General features: G+C 51.1%; 21 protein-coding genes. 3 read left to right on the top strand and 18 right to left on the bottom strand.

Annotation, left to right across the window (positions count from 1 at the left end; genetic code table 11):
* Positions 1–70: 70 nt before the first annotated feature.
* From AC6B99_RS07265 to AC6B99_RS07240, 6 genes are all read right to left on the bottom strand, one after another.
* On the bottom strand, positions 71–760 hold the full coding sequence (locus AC6B99_RS07265) for a YjjG family noncanonical pyrimidine nucleotidase (protein WP_494862327.1): 690 nt from the start codon (positions 758–760) through the stop codon (positions 71–73).
* A 45-nt stretch (positions 761–805) separates the two neighbouring features.
* Positions 806–1,072 (bottom strand): DUF2164 domain-containing protein, encoded by a 267-nt coding sequence (locus AC6B99_RS07260; RefSeq protein WP_056041912.1) that lies wholly within the window; start codon positions 1,070–1,072, stop codon positions 806–808.
* A gap of 3 nt (positions 1,073–1,075) precedes the next feature.
* Complete coding sequence (locus AC6B99_RS07255) at positions 1,076–1,876, bottom strand: PhzF family phenazine biosynthesis protein (RefSeq protein WP_056041915.1); 801 nt, start codon at positions 1,874–1,876, stop codon at positions 1,076–1,078.
* Positions 1,877–1,988: 112 nt separating this feature from the next.
* The gene (locus AC6B99_RS07250; RefSeq protein ID WP_430162988.1) at positions 1,989–2,441 is read right to left on the bottom strand and encodes a GyrI-like domain-containing protein; all 453 of its coding nucleotides are present in this window, start codon (positions 2,439–2,441) and stop codon (positions 1,989–1,991) included.
* A 96-nt stretch (positions 2,442–2,537) separates the two neighbouring features.
* On the bottom strand, positions 2,538–3,062 hold the full coding sequence (def, locus tag AC6B99_RS07245; RefSeq protein WP_494862033.1) for a peptide deformylase: 525 nt from the start codon (positions 3,060–3,062) through the stop codon (positions 2,538–2,540).
* Between the two features lie 4 nt (positions 3,063–3,066).
* Positions 3,067–3,309: a helix-turn-helix domain-containing protein gene (locus AC6B99_RS07240; protein WP_056041921.1), complete on the bottom strand. Its 243-nt coding sequence runs from the start codon at positions 3,307–3,309 to the stop codon at positions 3,067–3,069.
* Positions 3,310–3,483: 174 nt separating this feature from the next.
* Here AC6B99_RS07240 and AC6B99_RS07235 point away from each other — a divergent pair, with 174 nt between their 5' ends.
* Positions 3,484–4,056: a GNAT family N-acetyltransferase gene (locus tag AC6B99_RS07235; protein WP_494862037.1), complete on the top strand. Its 573-nt coding sequence runs from the start codon at positions 3,484–3,486 to the stop codon at positions 4,054–4,056.
* 64 nt (positions 4,057–4,120) lie between these two features.
* Here AC6B99_RS07235 and nrdF read toward each other — a convergent pair whose 3' ends face one another.
* From nrdF to nrdI, 3 genes are all read right to left on the bottom strand, one after another.
* Complete coding sequence (nrdF, locus tag AC6B99_RS07230) at positions 4,121–5,077, bottom strand: class 1b ribonucleoside-diphosphate reductase subunit beta (protein ID WP_494862039.1); 957 nt, start codon at positions 5,075–5,077, stop codon at positions 4,121–4,123.
* A 93-nt stretch (positions 5,078–5,170) separates the two neighbouring features.
* Positions 5,171–7,255: a class 1b ribonucleoside-diphosphate reductase subunit alpha gene (gene nrdE, locus AC6B99_RS07225; protein ID WP_056041927.1), complete on the bottom strand. Its 2,085-nt coding sequence runs from the start codon at positions 7,253–7,255 to the stop codon at positions 5,171–5,173.
* The gene (gene nrdI / locus AC6B99_RS07220) at positions 7,242–7,601 is read right to left on the bottom strand and encodes a class Ib ribonucleoside-diphosphate reductase assembly flavoprotein NrdI (RefSeq protein WP_056041929.1); all 360 of its coding nucleotides are present in this window, start codon (positions 7,599–7,601) and stop codon (positions 7,242–7,244) included. Before nrdI ends, nrdE begins: the two co-directional genes overlap by 14 nt.
* Before the next feature lie 266 nt (positions 7,602–7,867).
* Between nrdI and AC6B99_RS07215 the strand changes: the two genes are divergently transcribed.
* Together AC6B99_RS07215 and AC6B99_RS07210 are read left to right on the top strand one after the other, a co-directional pair.
* Positions 7,868–8,089: a hypothetical protein gene (locus AC6B99_RS07215; RefSeq protein WP_056041931.1), complete on the top strand. Its 222-nt coding sequence runs from the start codon at positions 7,868–7,870 to the stop codon at positions 8,087–8,089.
* A 112-nt stretch (positions 8,090–8,201) separates the two neighbouring features.
* Positions 8,202–8,834: a thymidine kinase gene (locus tag AC6B99_RS07210; RefSeq protein WP_056041933.1), complete on the top strand. Its 633-nt coding sequence runs from the start codon at positions 8,202–8,204 to the stop codon at positions 8,832–8,834.
* A 149-nt stretch (positions 8,835–8,983) separates the two neighbouring features.
* On the opposite strand, the gene AC6B99_RS07205 is transcribed toward AC6B99_RS07210, so the two are convergent.
* From AC6B99_RS07205 to AC6B99_RS07165, 9 genes are all read right to left on the bottom strand, one after another.
* Positions 8,984–9,748, bottom strand: coding sequence for a class I SAM-dependent DNA methyltransferase (locus AC6B99_RS07205; protein ID WP_496663092.1), 765 nt, complete (start codon positions 9,746–9,748; stop codon positions 8,984–8,986).
* Between the two features lie 15 nt (positions 9,749–9,763).
* On the bottom strand, positions 9,764–10,726 hold the full coding sequence (locus tag AC6B99_RS07200) for a CvfB family protein (protein WP_056041938.1): 963 nt from the start codon (positions 10,724–10,726) through the stop codon (positions 9,764–9,766).
* Positions 10,723–11,070, bottom strand: a complete 348-nt coding sequence (gene rsfS / locus AC6B99_RS07195) for a ribosome silencing factor (protein ID WP_056041940.1) — start codon at positions 11,068–11,070, stop codon at positions 10,723–10,725. Before rsfS ends, AC6B99_RS07200 begins: the two co-directional genes overlap by 4 nt.
* A 3-nt stretch (positions 11,071–11,073) precedes the next feature.
* The gene (gene yqeK / locus AC6B99_RS07190; protein ID WP_496663091.1) at positions 11,074–11,646 is read right to left on the bottom strand and encodes a bis(5'-nucleosyl)-tetraphosphatase (symmetrical) YqeK; all 573 of its coding nucleotides are present in this window, start codon (positions 11,644–11,646) and stop codon (positions 11,074–11,076) included.
* The gene (nadD, locus tag AC6B99_RS07185; RefSeq protein ID WP_496663090.1) at positions 11,624–12,226 is read right to left on the bottom strand and encodes a nicotinate-nucleotide adenylyltransferase; all 603 of its coding nucleotides are present in this window, start codon (positions 12,224–12,226) and stop codon (positions 11,624–11,626) included. The genes yqeK and nadD overlap by 23 nt, the downstream gene beginning before the upstream one ends.
* Before the next feature lie 192 nt (positions 12,227–12,418).
* Positions 12,419–12,733 (bottom strand): ribosome assembly RNA-binding protein YhbY, encoded by a 315-nt coding sequence (gene yhbY / locus AC6B99_RS07180; protein WP_099521038.1) that lies wholly within the window; start codon positions 12,731–12,733, stop codon positions 12,419–12,421.
* 43 nt (positions 12,734–12,776) lie between these two features.
* The gene (gene aroE / locus AC6B99_RS07175) at positions 12,777–13,655 is read right to left on the bottom strand and encodes a shikimate dehydrogenase (protein ID WP_494880562.1); all 879 of its coding nucleotides are present in this window, start codon (positions 13,653–13,655) and stop codon (positions 12,777–12,779) included.
* A gap of 70 nt (positions 13,656–13,725) precedes the next feature.
* Complete coding sequence (yqeH, locus tag AC6B99_RS07170; protein ID WP_046229654.1) at positions 13,726–14,853, bottom strand: ribosome biogenesis GTPase YqeH; 1,128 nt, start codon at positions 14,851–14,853, stop codon at positions 13,726–13,728.
* A complete protein-coding gene (locus AC6B99_RS07165; protein ID WP_056041947.1) occupies positions 14,850–15,374 on the bottom strand; it encodes a YqeG family HAD IIIA-type phosphatase in 525 nt (174 codons plus the stop codon). The genes yqeH and AC6B99_RS07165 overlap by 4 nt, the downstream gene beginning before the upstream one ends.
* Between the last annotated feature and the right edge of the window lie 136 nt (positions 15,375–15,510).

The raw sequence follows: 15,510 nt of genomic DNA, 5'->3' as shown, positions 1-15,510 counted from the left end.
CATACAGCCTCAAATCATCTCATAAATCAGAATAGCGGAACCTCAGTCCTCTGAAAATCTGTCGTTTGATTTATCCATTTACAATTGAAATGAGCTCAGACAGCTGCTGAATTTCAAAATCCGGTTTAACCGCGGTCATATTGCTCTTCTGGTGCGGATTAAACCAGCACGTAGCAATGCCGCTGTTGATGCCTCCCTGCATATCGGAGGTCAAGGAATCGCCGATGATGATAATTTTGGACGGGTCAGTTGCACCCAGCTTCGCAAACGCATAGTCAAAAATGCCTTTATGCGGCTTCTGATATCCCGTCTCCTCCGATACGATAATATGCTCAAAAAAAGGATTCAGCCCCGCTTTGCCAATACGCGACAGCTGCACCTCGAGAATGCCGTTCGTAATAACCGCCATTCGGCAATGCCCATGTAGACTGCTGCACAGCTCTACAGCACCTTCAATCAGAAAGCTGCCCTCGCCTAAATAGTCCAAATAACAGGCGCTGAATTCATCTGCTGCGATGTGAGGATTATTTTCAGCAAAAAGCTGTCTAAACCGCTCCTGTTTCAGCTCCTCCAGTGTCACCTTGCCCTGCTCAAAATCCAGCCACAGCTGCTGGTTAATCATGCGATAGCGTTCTACGTAGTCGCTGCCTTCCAGAGTAATGGCATAGTCCCGACAGGAGCTTGTGAAGGCATGAGCCTCCGCCTGACCATAATCGAGCAGCGTATCGTCGATATCAAACAAAATAATATCGTATTTCATATTCGCTTTGCTTATTTCCACTTGCATAAACACTCCTTCGGCTTGTTAGCGGGAGCCGCCGCGGGGAGCGGAAACATTTTTCTCCAGCGCATACAGCTCGTCTTCCATCGCTTGCATTCGTTCGACAACCGTCTTTCTCGCATCCTGAATCGCCTGATTATAGACATGCGGACCGAGCAGCGCAACCATATGGTCAAGCAGCTGTTCCGCTGCTATAGAGCCGATTTCCTCCGAACGCTCCAGCTCAAAATAGTGCTGTACCTGCTCAATCAGCTGCTGCTTCTGCTCTCTTTGCCATTTTAGCTTCATCATCGCTTAAATCTCCTCCAGCTCACCGCGCATCATTAGAACGGCTTGTCCGCTTAATTGAACGCGATCCATTGTATTTTTCACCTTTACAAAACCGCCTCGAGCCGACGCTTGATAACCGACCAGCTCGTCCTTGCGCAGCCGCTTCGCCCAATAAGGCGCCAGTGCGCAATGCGCCGAACCTGTCACTGGGTCCTCTTGCACGCCCCCTTTCGGATAAAAAGCCCGCGATACAAAGTCGTATGCTGCCTGGCCTTCAGCGCGAGCTGTCACAACAACACCACGCCCATCCAGCAGGCGCAGCTGTGAGAAATCCGGCTTCAGTGCGCGCACGGTCTGCTCGCTGTCTACTTCAACGACATAATCCATACGGTTGCGTCCCGTATATCGCGGAATGAGCCCAAGCCCCTCAATAAGCGCCTCGGGCGCTTTCGCCGGAACTGGCGGCTCCGAAGGGAAGTCCATCGTCATTTCCGCCTCATCTTCCCCTAGCTCTACAGTCAGCACGCCGCTTCTCGTCCAAAAGGCTGCCGCCTGATTCGGACTTAGCCGCTCCGTCTTCCACAATACGAAAGCTGCAGCGAGCGTAGCATGCCCGCATAAATCGACCTCGCTCGCAGGCGTAAACCATCGCAGCTCATAACCGCCCTCGCGCGGGGCCACAAAAGCCGTCTCGGACAAATTCATCTCCGCCGCCACTTTTTGCATCCACCGTTCATCACTCAGCGCCTCCAGCAAGCATACCGCTGCCGGATTGCCGCCAAATGCTTCTCTCGTAAATGCATCTACTATATAAATAGGTACCATGTACGCCTCAGTCCCCTTCTTGCTCGTGTTTAATCACCAAATAAAAAGGAGGCGTCCCGCTGAGGACTCCTCTCCTATTATAACGCATCTAATTTGTGCGGCACAGCTTGTTCTAATCGGCAAGCGGAATAAGAAGCTCAACCGCTTCCTCCTCCAAATGCTGCTCCTGAATATAAAAGACTTCAAGTGCGACAGCGCTCTGATGCTTCTCAAGCTCCTGCTCGTTCATCCAGGCGAATAGCTGCTCGTAGGCTTCTCCAATTCTCTTGTTCGTTGATGCAACCATCGCATAACGATGGGTTGGGATGGTGAACTGCACCATACCAGCGGGCACGTCCTCTGACGGCGGCATTTCGTAGCAGGCCCAATAAGTGGCAAATACTTCGTTGCCAAAATACGGGCTGTACAGCAGCGGCGCCTTCGACGTGGTATTCAGCTCATGCTTGCGGGCTAGAAACTCGCTTTGCAGGCGAATCGCCTCATCTGGAAAAGTAGAATACGGACCACAATAACTAATCCCTACTAAATGAAGCGTTGGCTTCGTAATAATTGAGCAGTTGTCCACGCGAATTCCCCCTTTTCATCGGTCAGAACAGTTGCGTTAGGATGAGCTTTCACCCGCCAATAGTGTAACATGATTGCCCTAGAGAGCGGTAGCCCTTTATCCCAAATGGGCAGCATGGCTCAGCTGCAGCACAGGCAGCAGCTCTATCCGTTCCTGGGTATGCTCGTGCACCAGCCATCGCTCCTTCATATGGTCGATGAACAGCACGCCGTCCAAATGGTCTATTTCATGCTGCATGCAGCGGGCGAGAAAGCCTTCACCGTGAAAAATAATACTTTCGCCCGCTCGGTTTAGGCTGCGCACCGCAACCTTCTCCGCTCGGCTCACCCGCCCGTAGTAGCCTGGAAATGACAAGCAGCTCTCCGCTCCCGTCTGCTCGCCCTCCATCGCTATAACTTCAGGATTAATGAGCTCGATCAGTCCGTCCCCGCAATCCATAACAACGACTCTTCTTAAAATGCCGATCTGGGGAGCAGCTAATCCCGCCCGTCCTTCACTTTCATATAACGTATCTGCCATATCACCGAGCAGCTTTAGTATTCTCGCATCTACCGCTTCAACAGGGCGCGCTTTTTTTCGCAATATCGGGTCACCGAACGGCAAAATAGCTTTAATGGTCATTTGGTCAAGCTCCTTTCGTTTTGGCGGGCGGCGTATGCACCCATAGCACACTCGGCGAGCAATCCAGCGCCGTGCAAAGCGCATCCAGCGTATCCGCCTTCATTTGTTTCGGCTGCCCGGTGAGCAGCGCACTAATCGAAGGGGCAGACAAGCGATAGTCCGCTTTCTCCTCAAGCAGTCGCGCCAATGCCGCACCAGACCAAATGCCCCGCTCTGCCATGACCTCCCGAAGCATCCACTCTAGCATATGATTCTCCTCCTTTTATGAGTGCATAAATGTAGGCAACAGCTTATATTATTAGGTATTGCCTAATATATCATAAAAGCAATCTGGCTGCAGCTGCTTTTTCATTTTCGTTTAAGCAAGCTAGTATATGATAGGCACGCTCCCCTACCCTCTATGAAAAGGCGTGTGAACCGCATGGGCTTCGACGATTTGTTTTCCTCATTCCCTTTTCTACATACGAAACGATTAACGCTGCGCCAAATGGCTGTGCAGGACGCTGAGGATTTGCATGCTTTTTATTCCGATACGAAGGTGACGCGGCATTTGGACTGGCCCGGGCCAGACTCCATTGAAGCCTCCAAAATGCTAATAGACTCCTGGAACGAAGCCTACGCAGAGCGCAAGCTCATTCCATGGGGCATTACGCTGCAAGACAGCTCCCCTATTTTGGGAACGGTGATGCTGATGCCGACAAGAGGGACGTTTGAGGAAGCGCCCCGTTATCCGCTCACACTAGGCTATGACCTGAATCCCGCTTATTGGAATCAGGGCATTATGTCCGAAGCGCTTCAGGCTGTTATGCATTTCAATAACAAGCATATTCACGCACGCCGCATTCAAGCCGAGGTCCATCCTGAAAATGCTGCTTCGCTGAACGTTTTGAAAAAGCTTGGTTTTCAGCAGGAGGGCGTGCTGCGGCAGTACTTAATGCATGAGGCTACTAAAAATTTTCTCGACGTCATTGTTCTGGCCATGCTATTTAGTTAATTAATCAATGAAAAAAAGCATTCGGTTGCAATAACCGAATGCTTGATAAATGATAGGAATAGGCTTAGAAATTGAAAACAAAATCATCGTCATTGAGCTGCTCGACGTGAATCGTCCGTACGTAGCCATTGCCTTTTTTGGAGAAGAAATCATGCTGCTTCGTGTGGGTGCTGATGCCGTTGAATACGATTGGATTGACCGGCTCATCCGGGAACACGCCGTCAAAGCCAAGATTCATTAGCGCCTTATTCGCGTTATAACGCACATAAGTTTTTACTTCTTCCTCCAGACCAAGCGGTGAATACAGCGAATCGGTATAAATAACCTCGTTCTCGTACAGATCGTTAAGCAATTGATCCAGCTCCTGCTTAAGCGAAGTCTGCTCCTCTGGCGTAAAGGTGTTAAACAGCTCCTGTGCCAGCACGCCAACGTACAAGCCATGGATGCTCTCGTCACGCAAAATAAGGTCGATAATTTCGCCGCTGCTCGTCATTTTGCCTTGACCTGCCAAATAAAGCGGATAGAAGAAGCCGCTGTAAAACAAGTAGCTTTCCAAAAATACGGAAGCGGCCATTGCTTTATACAGTTCTTGCTTCGTGCTAATGCCTTCATACCACGAGGAAATAAGCTCCGCTTTTCGTTGCAGCTGCTCGTTTTTCTCTACCCATTGGAAAATCTCGTCGATCTCCTCCGTAGACGCAAGCGTTGTGAAAATGCTGCTGTACGATTTCGCATGAATTTGCTCCATCATCGACATAAAAGACAGCACCGCTTTGCGCTGCAAACCATCCACATGCTCCAAAATCTTCGGCATGCCAATACCGCCCTGAATCGTATCCAGCAGCGTCAATCCGCCAAGCACGTTTTTATATAAGCTGCGCTCGGCATCGCTCATTTCCATCCAATCCATTTTATCATCGGATAGAGGGATTTCTTCGTCCGTCCAGAATTGCATTACGTTCTGCTGCCAGAACGTCAGCGTAAAATCATCATCCGGGCGGTTCCAGTTAACTGCCTTCATTATATATTAGGCTCCTTTGTAAAAGGCTGCGTGACGGCACATAGAGCGGCCGCCCCACAACCTTATCTTTTTGCGCAAATCTATTTTCTTTTTTTAAACCGCGCAGCTTGTGCACTCTTCTACGGATAGACGTTTCGTTCTTGTGTAATAGAGCGACTTCAATCCTTTATGCGCTGCATAAATGTAGAAGCGGGCAAGCTCCCGAGTTGTCACGTTGCTGTTGACATGCAGAACCGTCGATATGCCTTGGTCCACATGCTGCTGAATTTCTGCAATCAGGTCAATAAGCTTGAACTGATCGATATTGTAAGCCGATTTGTAATAGAAGAAATTGTCCTGCGACAAAAACGGCATTGGATAATAAGTTGTCGAGTTCGCATACGTCCGCGTCTCAATATGCTCAACGATCGGCATAACGCTCGATGTCGCATTTTGAATGTACGAAATGCTTTGCGTTGGCGCGATAGCCAGACGGTAAGCGTGGTAAAGGCCGTGCTGCTGTACTTTCGCCTTAAGCGCAGTCCAGTCCTCAGGGGATGGAATTTCCATACCTTCGAACAAAGCTTTCACCGCAGCGCTGACCGGACGGAAATCCGTCTCTTCATAACGCGAGAAGTAAGTGCCCTTCGCATATTCGGAACGGTCAAAATCTTTGAACGTTTCGCCGCGTTCTTTGGCAATTTCCATACTTTGCTCTAGCGAATAGTAGTTCATCATCATGAAGAACGTGCTTGCGAATTCCTTCGCCTCGTCGCTTTCGTAAGCGATGTGGTTTTTCGCCAGATAGCCGTTCAGGTTCATCGCGCCAAGGCCGACGGAATGAAGCTCTTCGTTCGCTTTGCGTACTCCTGGAGCGTTGTCGATTTTCGAAAGATCGCTGACTGTCGTAAGCGCCTCGATCCCAACATGAACCGATTCCTTGATCTTCTTAAGCTCCATGACGTTTACGATGTTCAGCGATGCCAAGTTGCAGCTAATATCGCGCTGAATCAGGTCATCCGTGCCGTAGTCGTTAATAACCGATGTCTCCTGCAGTTGGAAAATTTCCGTGCAAAGGTTCGACATCTTGACGCCGCCCACATCTTTAAGCGCATGAACGCGGTTCGCATTCGATTTGTTCATAATGTACGGATAGCCGGATTCCAGCTGGATCGAAGCGATCTTGGTCATCATGTCGCGTGCGTTCATGACGATTTTCTTTTTCACTAAATCGTTCGCAAGCAGCTCCTCGTACATTTCATCCATGTCCATATCGTCCAAATATTTGCCATAGGCTTTGTGGACGGAATGTGGTCCGAAGACGTACAACGGCTTGTTTTGCGCAGCAAGCTCATAAAACTTGTTCGGTATAATAAGGCCGATCGACAGCGTTTTGATCCGCGTTTTCTCATCGGCGTTAATTTTTTTGCAATCGAGGAACTCAATAACGTCCCAGCCAAAAATATTATAATAGCCTGCGCCAGAACCTTTGCGCTGTCCCATTTGATCAGCATAGGAGAATGCATCCTCCATCAGCTTAAGGACAGGCATAATGCCTTTCGCCGCACCCTCGACGCCTTTGATTGGCTCGCCGCGTCCGCGCAGCTTCGAGAGGTTGACCGCTACGCCGCCGCCGATTTTGGACAGCTGCATGCACGTGCCAATGACATAGTTGATGGAATTGAGCGAATCGTCCATTTCCAGCAGGAAGCAGGATACCATCTCGCCGCGGCGGCTTTTGCCCGCATTAAGGAAGGTTGGCGTTGCCGGCTGCAGCCGCTGCTCAATCATCGCTTCAGCAATGCGCAGCGCTCTCGCTGCGTCGCCTTCGCCCAAATGAAGCGCAACAATCGCAACGCGGTCTGGATATTGCTCCAAATATTGCAGCTTGTCGTTCGTTTTCATGGCATAGTCTTTGTAGAATTTGGAAATTGCCATATACGACTGAAACTGGAAGCTGCTGTTTGCCGTTAAATCAAATACAGCCTCAACTTGCTCATATGTATAATGGTCAAAAACGTTATCGTAGTAGTCATTGCCGATCAAGTAGTCAAGCTTCTCCTGGAGCGAGGCGAACTTCACGCTCTTCTGCTCAACTTCCTCCATAAATGCTGCTACTGCCTCTTTATCCTTGTCCAACTGGTAAAAGCCGTCAGCTCCGCGCTGCATCAGCTCATTATTCAACTCAATATGCTTCAATGGTTCGCACCCTTTCAACAAAGTTTTCCGTATCGTATTTCGTTCCGGACAACTCAAATTTAGAAATAACAGGGACATTGTATAGCTCGGCAATCGTATCTGCGCTTTTGGCAAAGCCCGTTCCCCAATTGCGGTTGCCGCTGGCGGATACGCCGCGAAGATGTTTGCTGTTGCGCTTCAGGAACGACATGACCCGTTCTGGCACCTGTCCGAAACCTGTTGTATACGTGATGAGAACGAACGGCTCTTGGACCGCTTCCTGCTCTTCAATCGGCATAACGCGCATATTCAATTTGTTGATAAATCTTTTGACGTTGCCCGTCTTGGAATCATAGACAACCAGCATATATTTCTCTCTCCCCTACCGGATATCAGCAATAGAAAAGCGCTTCTGACCCTGAAAAAGCGTCAAATGCGCTAGTAGACTTAAAGTGTCGATTTCCGTGCTACACAACAAGATGTAGTTGCTGAATTTGATTCTACATCAATATATAGGTGGAGTCAAATGAAAAAATACGCCTATCTATGAGACCCGGTTTTAGGCCACTCGACTATTTTAACAGATACGGATATGATGTGGTAGAGTCATTTTTAATTGATACGGAGGTTAATATGAACGAAATTTTAACGCCTGAACAGCTCCGCGAGGCAGTGCATAAGCTATTTAAGGATGCCGGATATACGAATCCCGAGCTGCTGGAAAGCATCGAATTATTAGCGGCAGAGAACGATCGCTTGAAGCAGGAAGTTAAAAAATGGCGGCTCGCTGCTGCACGTGGGGCAGCCGCAGGCACTTCCATGAACAGCCGTTTGAAGGACGCGCTTCGAGAATAATTTTTGATAAAGCAATTCAAAAAGCATACATCCTTCACATTGCATCGCAGGGTAATCCTGCTAAAATGATACAGGCACACATGGACTCAAGTGTAAGGGAGAAATAGGCCATATGGATAGAGGTTGGATTACGGTCATTATTGGCCCAATGTTCTCGGAAAAATCCGGCGAGCTCATACGGCGCTGTCATAAATTGCTGCAATATGGCCGCAAAAAAGTAAGAGCGTATAAGCCTGCGGAAGATAATCGGTTCAGCAGCGAGGAAATTGTAAGCCGCATTGGCTACCGGCTGCCAGCCTTCAACATTCCGAAGGAGCTTACGCCCGAGATGGCGGAGCGCATTTTGCAGGATACGAAGCATGCCGACGTCGTCGCTTTCGACGAGGTGCAGTTTTTCTCCAAAACGATCATCCCTCTTGTAGAGGAGCTTGCCTATAACGGCAAACAGGTCATTGTAGACGGCCTTAACATGGATTACCGCGGCAAAGCCTTCGGCTATATCGGCGGGCTGCTTGCCATTGCAGACGAAATCGTAAAGCTGACTTCCTTCTGCGCAGTATGCGGCGATGCGAACGCAGCGTTCACGCAGCGCGTCATTAACGGCCAGCCAGCGACGCTGGGGCCAGTCATTTTAATCGGCGATACGGAGAGCTACGAGCCCCGCTGCCGCCATTGCTTCGTCCCTCCGCATAAAGCGGTGGAAGAAGCGAGTGAAGAGCATACAGACGCTGCTGCGCAGCTCTGATTGCAGGGAAACATACTGTAGCGAAAATGCGACAGCCGATCTCCCAGCAACTGTAATACGAGCACAAAAAAGGCTTGTACGGCCGCTCTGCTCCTGTTGAGCATGACGGCCGCGCAAGCCTTTTGGCGTTCCAGCAGAACGCCGTATTATCATTTTACCGCTGCAAAAAAAAGCCGCTCGGAGTGCTCGCCTTGGGGCTGCAGCTTGAAATCGGCAAAACGCTCGACCTTGCTGAATCCGGCTGCGTGCAATTGCTCCGCTATCCAGTCCGCCTCATAAGCCCGCTGCACATGCATTTCTTCAAAGCGGCGAAACCGCTCGCCGCCTTCATGCGCAAAAATCGTCAAATGATGCTCAATTTCGCAGCGCTCCTCATCCAGCTCGCATGTCCAAATGTAGGCAGCCCCGTCCTCGTCCAGCACGAATGGCTGCTCCTCCGCATAACGAATGAGCTGTGCCTTCGGATGCACATCGAACAGAAATACGCCGCCAAGGCGAAGCGCCGCGTATACCGCCTCGAAAGCGGCGATTACATCCGCTTCCTCCGTCAAGTAATTGACGCAGTCGCAGAACGATATAACCGCGTCCACAGGCGCGCCCAGATCCAATTCCCTCATATCCTGCTGCAGCCAGGTTGCTGTGCCTGCACGTGCGCCTTGGACGGCAGATAACGCCTCATCCCATTTGCTGCGTGCCACAGTCAGCATATCCTCAGATAAATCGATGCCGTACACTTGCATGCCGGCCAAAGCCAGCGGTATCGCAATAGAGCCTGTCCCACAGCCAAGATCGGCAATAACAGAAGGCTTGCCATAACGCTCCCAGCATTGCTTAGTGAACCACAGCCAATCCTCGTAAGGCATGTCGCTCATAAGCTCATCGTATACCGCAGCGAACTCGCCATATGACTCCACCTAGAAAGCCCCTCCTTAATCCTCTGATGAGCCTTCGGAAGCAGAAGCTTCGCCATCGTTCGACTTGGCAGCATCGCCTGCTGCGCCATTGTCTCCTGTCGCTTCCACTAGATAGGTCCAGTTGCCCTTCTGGGTAATCAGACGCTCGCGCATCAGCTTGCCGATCGCACGCTTAAATGCCGATTTGCTAATGCCGAATTTTTGCTTAATAATGCCCGCTTCCGTCTCATCGGAATAAGGCATGCCGCCGCCCGGACGCTCCTTCAAAAAGGCAAGCAGGCGATCGGCATCTTCAAGGCGGCCCACTTCCTTCTGCTGGCCCATCGACAAATTCACCCGTCCATCCTCGCGGATAAAGGTAATCCGGGCCGAGACACGCTCGCCAAGCCGAAGCGGGCGCAGGCGGTCCGGTGCCGGAATAAGACCGTAAGCGCCGAAGCCGACAACACCGCCATCAATTAGGACAAACGACCCCATTTGCAGCGATTTCGTTACCCAGCCTTCGATCCATTGGTTGCGCCAGGAATCTGGTGCAGCAAATACGAGCGGCCCAAGCTCATCCTCGCCCGCAAGCCGGGCAATAAGCCTGCCGCTTTTGTCATGGCCCAGCACGATGTGAACCTCATCGCCCGGCAGCGGACGATAATCGATATTTTCCGGCAGCTCCGAAAGCGGCAGCAGCAGCTGACGGCCAAGACCGATTTCGAGGAAGCAGCCCAGCCGCGGATGGACATCGGCAACCTTAAGCCGGGCCATCTCGCCGAGCTTCACCAGCGGACGCTTCATCGTCGCCGCCAACCGATCCTCGGTATCAAAAAATATAAATACTTCAACCTCATTGTTAACTTTAGGCTTGCTGCCGACCAGCTCCGTATAATGCATCAGCACCTCGGATTCGCCATCGGTCAAAAAATAGCCGTAGGGCGACACTTCGCGTGCCACCCTTAGCGTTATTGTCGTACCGGCGATCAAGCTCATGCGAACTCCACAACTTTGGCGTCAGACCACAGCTTTTCAATGTTATAATACTCACGCTCATCGCGGTGGAATACGTGAACAACAACATCGCCAAGGTCAATCAGCACCCAGCGCGCGGAATCCATCCCTTCAATGCCGCGTACGCGTACGCCGCGCAGCTCCGCGGATTTGCGGATTTCCGTCACAATCGCCTGTACCTGTGTATCCGAATTACCCGAGCAGATTACGAAATAATCAGCTACCAGGGAAATTTCCTGCAAATTCAAAGCTACAATACGCATAGCCTTCTTATCTTCCGCTGCAGCAACCGTTGCTTGCAGAAGCTCCTCCGAATGTACCGTCATAACTCAGCCTCCTGTTTTTAACTCTTCTATTAAACCATTACGCGCTTCTATTGTCAGTGGAAAAATGGCCTTGCCTTTTTTGAGCAGCAGCAGGATGGTCGAATCAAACCCCGCAAGCAGCGCTTGCTCCAAGCTCTCCTTGCTCAGCCTGCGAATGTCGTCAACACCGGGAAAATCGCGCCCAGGCTCCATATAATCCGCGAGGCATACGACCTTGTCCAGCCGCGTCATCGCAAGGCGTCCCGAAGTATGGAAGCGAATGGCATCCAGCACCAGCGTATCTGTCACGCCATATTCATGCTCCGCCACCCAGGCGCCCACTTCGGCATGCCATAAATTTTTATCCTGATCAAGCAATTCAGGCGCCAGCTGCTGATCGCGCAGCACCTTCTCCATGCGGTCGGCCGGCCAATATTTCGCCACATCATGCAAAATCGCCGCCAGCTCAGCCTGCTCCGGGTTTTCCCCGAACCTTACCGCCAGCTGAACCGCCGTTGCCATCACGCCTTCGGTATGCTTCCAGCGTTTCTCGGGCATTTGCGCTTTCACCGACTCAATCATTTGATCGCGCTCCATAAAGGCCCCTCCCTGTAATAAAATGAAACACAGCTTCCGGTACGAGATAGCGGAAGCTGCCGCCAGCTTGAATCGCTTCGCGAATCGCCGTAGATGAAATGCCGATTGGCGGCATATTGATATACGTCAGCCGCTGCTGCAAGTAGTCCGGCAGCTCGCCGGCTTCCGATTCCGTGCCTTCTCGATTAAGCCCGATGAAAGCAACCCGCTCCGCCAGCTCCTCAATCCGGTGCCACCCGGGCAAATCATTGATCCGGTCAGTTCCAATAACATAGGAGAAGGAATCGTGCGGATGCAGCTGCCTCAGCTCTAGAACCGTATCAATCGAATAACTGAGCCCGCCTCTTGCAAGCTCTATATCCAATGCCCGAAAATGCGGATTGCCTTTTATAGCTTCCTGCACCATCTGCAGCCGCAGCTCGCTGTGCTCGCCAGGCTCATGGCTTTTAAGCGGAGGCAAAAACGAGGGAATAAACCACACCTCATCCAGCCCGCAGCTTGTGCGCGCTGTTTCTGCGGCAATGAGATGTCCGAGATGGATCGGGTCGAACGTTCCGCCCATAATGCCGATTTTACGCATAGCCGCAGTCCTCCTTATCTGTAGACTTCACACTTAGTCATTGCGGCGAAATAAGTACCGCTAGATACTTGCCAGCAAAAGCGGCAAGGTGAAACGGCTTCCGCCGCCGTCTGGCGGCGCGGCGCGTTTCAGTCCGAGAAATATCTTTCCTATATTTGAACAAATTGCGGGCACTCATTTCCTCGCAAGCCTTTAGCGTCCCGCTTTGACAGCTGGCAATTCGATTTTGCGGTTTTTCTCTTCCGATGCGCGTTTGTAAAGCACAATCGTTTTGCCGATAACCTGTACCAGCTCGGCTTTAGCTGCTGCTGCTACTTCAACCCCGATTTCCTTCGGATCATCCATGCAATTGTTCAGCACGGACAGCTTGATCAGCTCGCGAAGCTCAATCGATTCATTAATATGACGTACAAGATGGTCATTCGTTCCACCTTTGCCGACTTGAAAAATCGGCTGTAAATGATGCGCCATCGCGCGCAAATAACGTTTTTGTTTCCCTGTAAGCATCGCTCTATGTTCCTTCTTTCAAATAGTAATAAGAAAAATGCTGCTAGCCCTGGAGGGCAGCGAGTACCGTCTCGCGCATCGCTTGAACAGGCGCAGGCTGCCCTGTCCAATATTCGAAAGCATACGCGCCTTGATAAATAAACATGCCCAGACCGCCATGCGTCCGGCAGCCATGAAGCGCAGCTTCCTGCAAAAACTTCGTTTGCAGCGGATTGTATATTAAATCGCTGGCCACACAGCCCGCTTTCAGCCATGAAGCATCAAGCGGACTTTCGTCCACATTCGGATACATGCCTAGAGAGGTCGTATTGATTACGACATCCGCGTCCGCGCATACCGTGCGCAGCTCATCATTCGTGACTGCTGCAATATCGGCACGGTGGCGCAGTGCTGCTGCAAGCTCCTCAGCCTTGCCGAGTGACCGGTTAGCGATTGTGATGCGCTCCGGCTGCTCGCCTGTGAGCGCATAAACAATGCCGCGCGCAGCTCCGCCTGCTCCGATCACGACGATCTTCTTCCCGGCAAGGTCCGGCTCCGCCTCTTCCTTAAGGGAACGGACGTAGCCGATGCCGTCAGTATTGTAGCCAATCAGGCGGCCGTTATCATTGACAATGGTATTCATCGCCCCTACCGCTCGCGCGCTTTCGTCGATTTCATCCATTTCCTTCATCATATCCAATTTATGAGGAATCGTCACATTCACTCCCCGAATGCCCATCGCCCGAACGCCGCTAACGAAAGAGGACAGCTCGCCTGCCGTAATGTGGAAAGCCAAATAAACGCCGTTAATGCCCGTTTCCTGAAAAGCGCGATTCAGCATAATGGGTGACTTGGAATGATGAATGGGGTCACCAATTACACCGTAAAGCACTGTATGGCTGTCTATGCGCTGCATAGCTTTATGGATTTCTCCCGCACTCATTTCCGCCAATATCCCCTCTCAGCTGCTATGAAGTGTAAAACGCAATGATGAGCTTCTCCCATCATGGCCGTTAAATCAATGAATCCCTAAGCAGCACCTTGATGCCTTTCGGGGCATATAGATCGAGCAAGGCGCCTGCCTCTCCGTTCACCTGAATCCAGCCTAGGCCAGAGATGAATACATCCTTCTTCGCTCCCCGCGGCACGCGCAGCGAGTGGCGCGTCCATGCCGGCATCTCCGCAAGCTCTTCGCGAGATGGTCCGCCGAGCAGCTCGCCCTGATGGTCCTCATAAAGCGCATCCGCGCGCTCCATCTTCGTCCGGTGCACATTGAGCGCATTAGAAATGTACAGCGTAAACGATTGGCGCTCGCCCTCTACAAAATCAAACCGGACTAAGCTGCCGATAAACAGCGTCTGCTGGTCATTGAGCTGATACACAAGCGGCTTGATCGGCTTGTCCGGCAGCAGCGACTGCAGAAATCCGCGCGGCACAATTTCCGTCATCCGCGTCGGATAGACGATGCCGGGCGTATCGATGATGAACTTGTCATCATCCAGCGGAATGTGAACCGCATCAAGCGTCGTTCCCGGATAGCGGGACGTCGTCAGCTCGCGCTCCAAATCGCTGTAATCTTTAATCAAGCGATTAATGAGTGTAGATTTGCCAACGTTGGTGGCGCCGACCACATACACATCGCGCCCTTTACGGTGACGATCAAGCGCCTCAATGACATGCTCGAAACCGATGTTGCGCTTCGCGCTGCACAGCACGATATCCAGCGTACGCAGCCCTTCGCTCTTCGCCTGCTGCTGCACCCAGTTGCGCAGTCGGTTCAGGTTCATTGATTTTGGCAGCAAATCGACTTTGTTGACGACGAGCAGCACGGGATTGTTGCCAACAAAACGCTGCAAGCCCGAAATCAGGCTGCCCTCAAAATCATACAAATCGACAATATGCACAACGAGGCTGTCGGTTGTTGCTACGCTGCTCAGCAGCTTCAGAAACTCATTTTGATCCACCGTCACCGACGATGCTTCATTATAATTGCGAATACGGAAACAACGCTGGCATATAGCCGGCTCCCTAACTACTGCCTGCTCTGGCACAAAGCCAGGAAGCTCTGCATTTTCCGTTTGCAGTTTTACGCCACAGCCCGCACAAGACTGCGCGGCCAGACTAAGCTGCTCTTCCTTCACTTCTTCTCCCCCTCATTCCATAACCCGTTTTTGCCAAGGCTCGATTTGGCGATACGCTCAATTCGGCGGTTGACCCGAGTCATGATTCCTTCATCAGCAGGAGCAATTGGCGCTACAAGAATCGTATATAATCCCATTCGATTGCCGCCCAGCACATCCGTCAGCATCTGATCGCCAATGACTACCGTCTCTTCCGCTTTCAGCTCCAATACCTTTAGCCCTTTGCGAAACGACGTATTAGCCGGCTTGCGCGCAGCATGAATAAACGGAATGTTCAAAGGCATTGCAAATTTGGACACTCTGGTTACATTATTATTCGATACGATAACGACTTTAAAGCCGCGCTCACGGACATCGTCCAGCCATTTGACCAGTTCGGGCGTTGCAAGCGGCACCCGCGCTCCCACAAGCGTATTATCCAGATCCGTAATAATGCCGCGAATTCCCTTCTTATGCAGCTCATCTAATTGAATATCATAAACCGTATCCACACGCATATGTGGCAACAGTTTCTTGAACATAAGCGTTAAACCCCTTTGCTTTTCTCCTGCTATCTTACGAAACTATAACATAAAAAACGATTTTGTTGCAAAAAAATACCGCCGTCCATTGTTTGGACAGCGGCAGGCTGAATTTTTCCTTCTATATATAGTCGGA

The organism is Paenibacillus liaoningensis (assembly GCF_059609455.1).
This window is presented reverse-complemented; position numbering and strand designations above follow the sequence as displayed.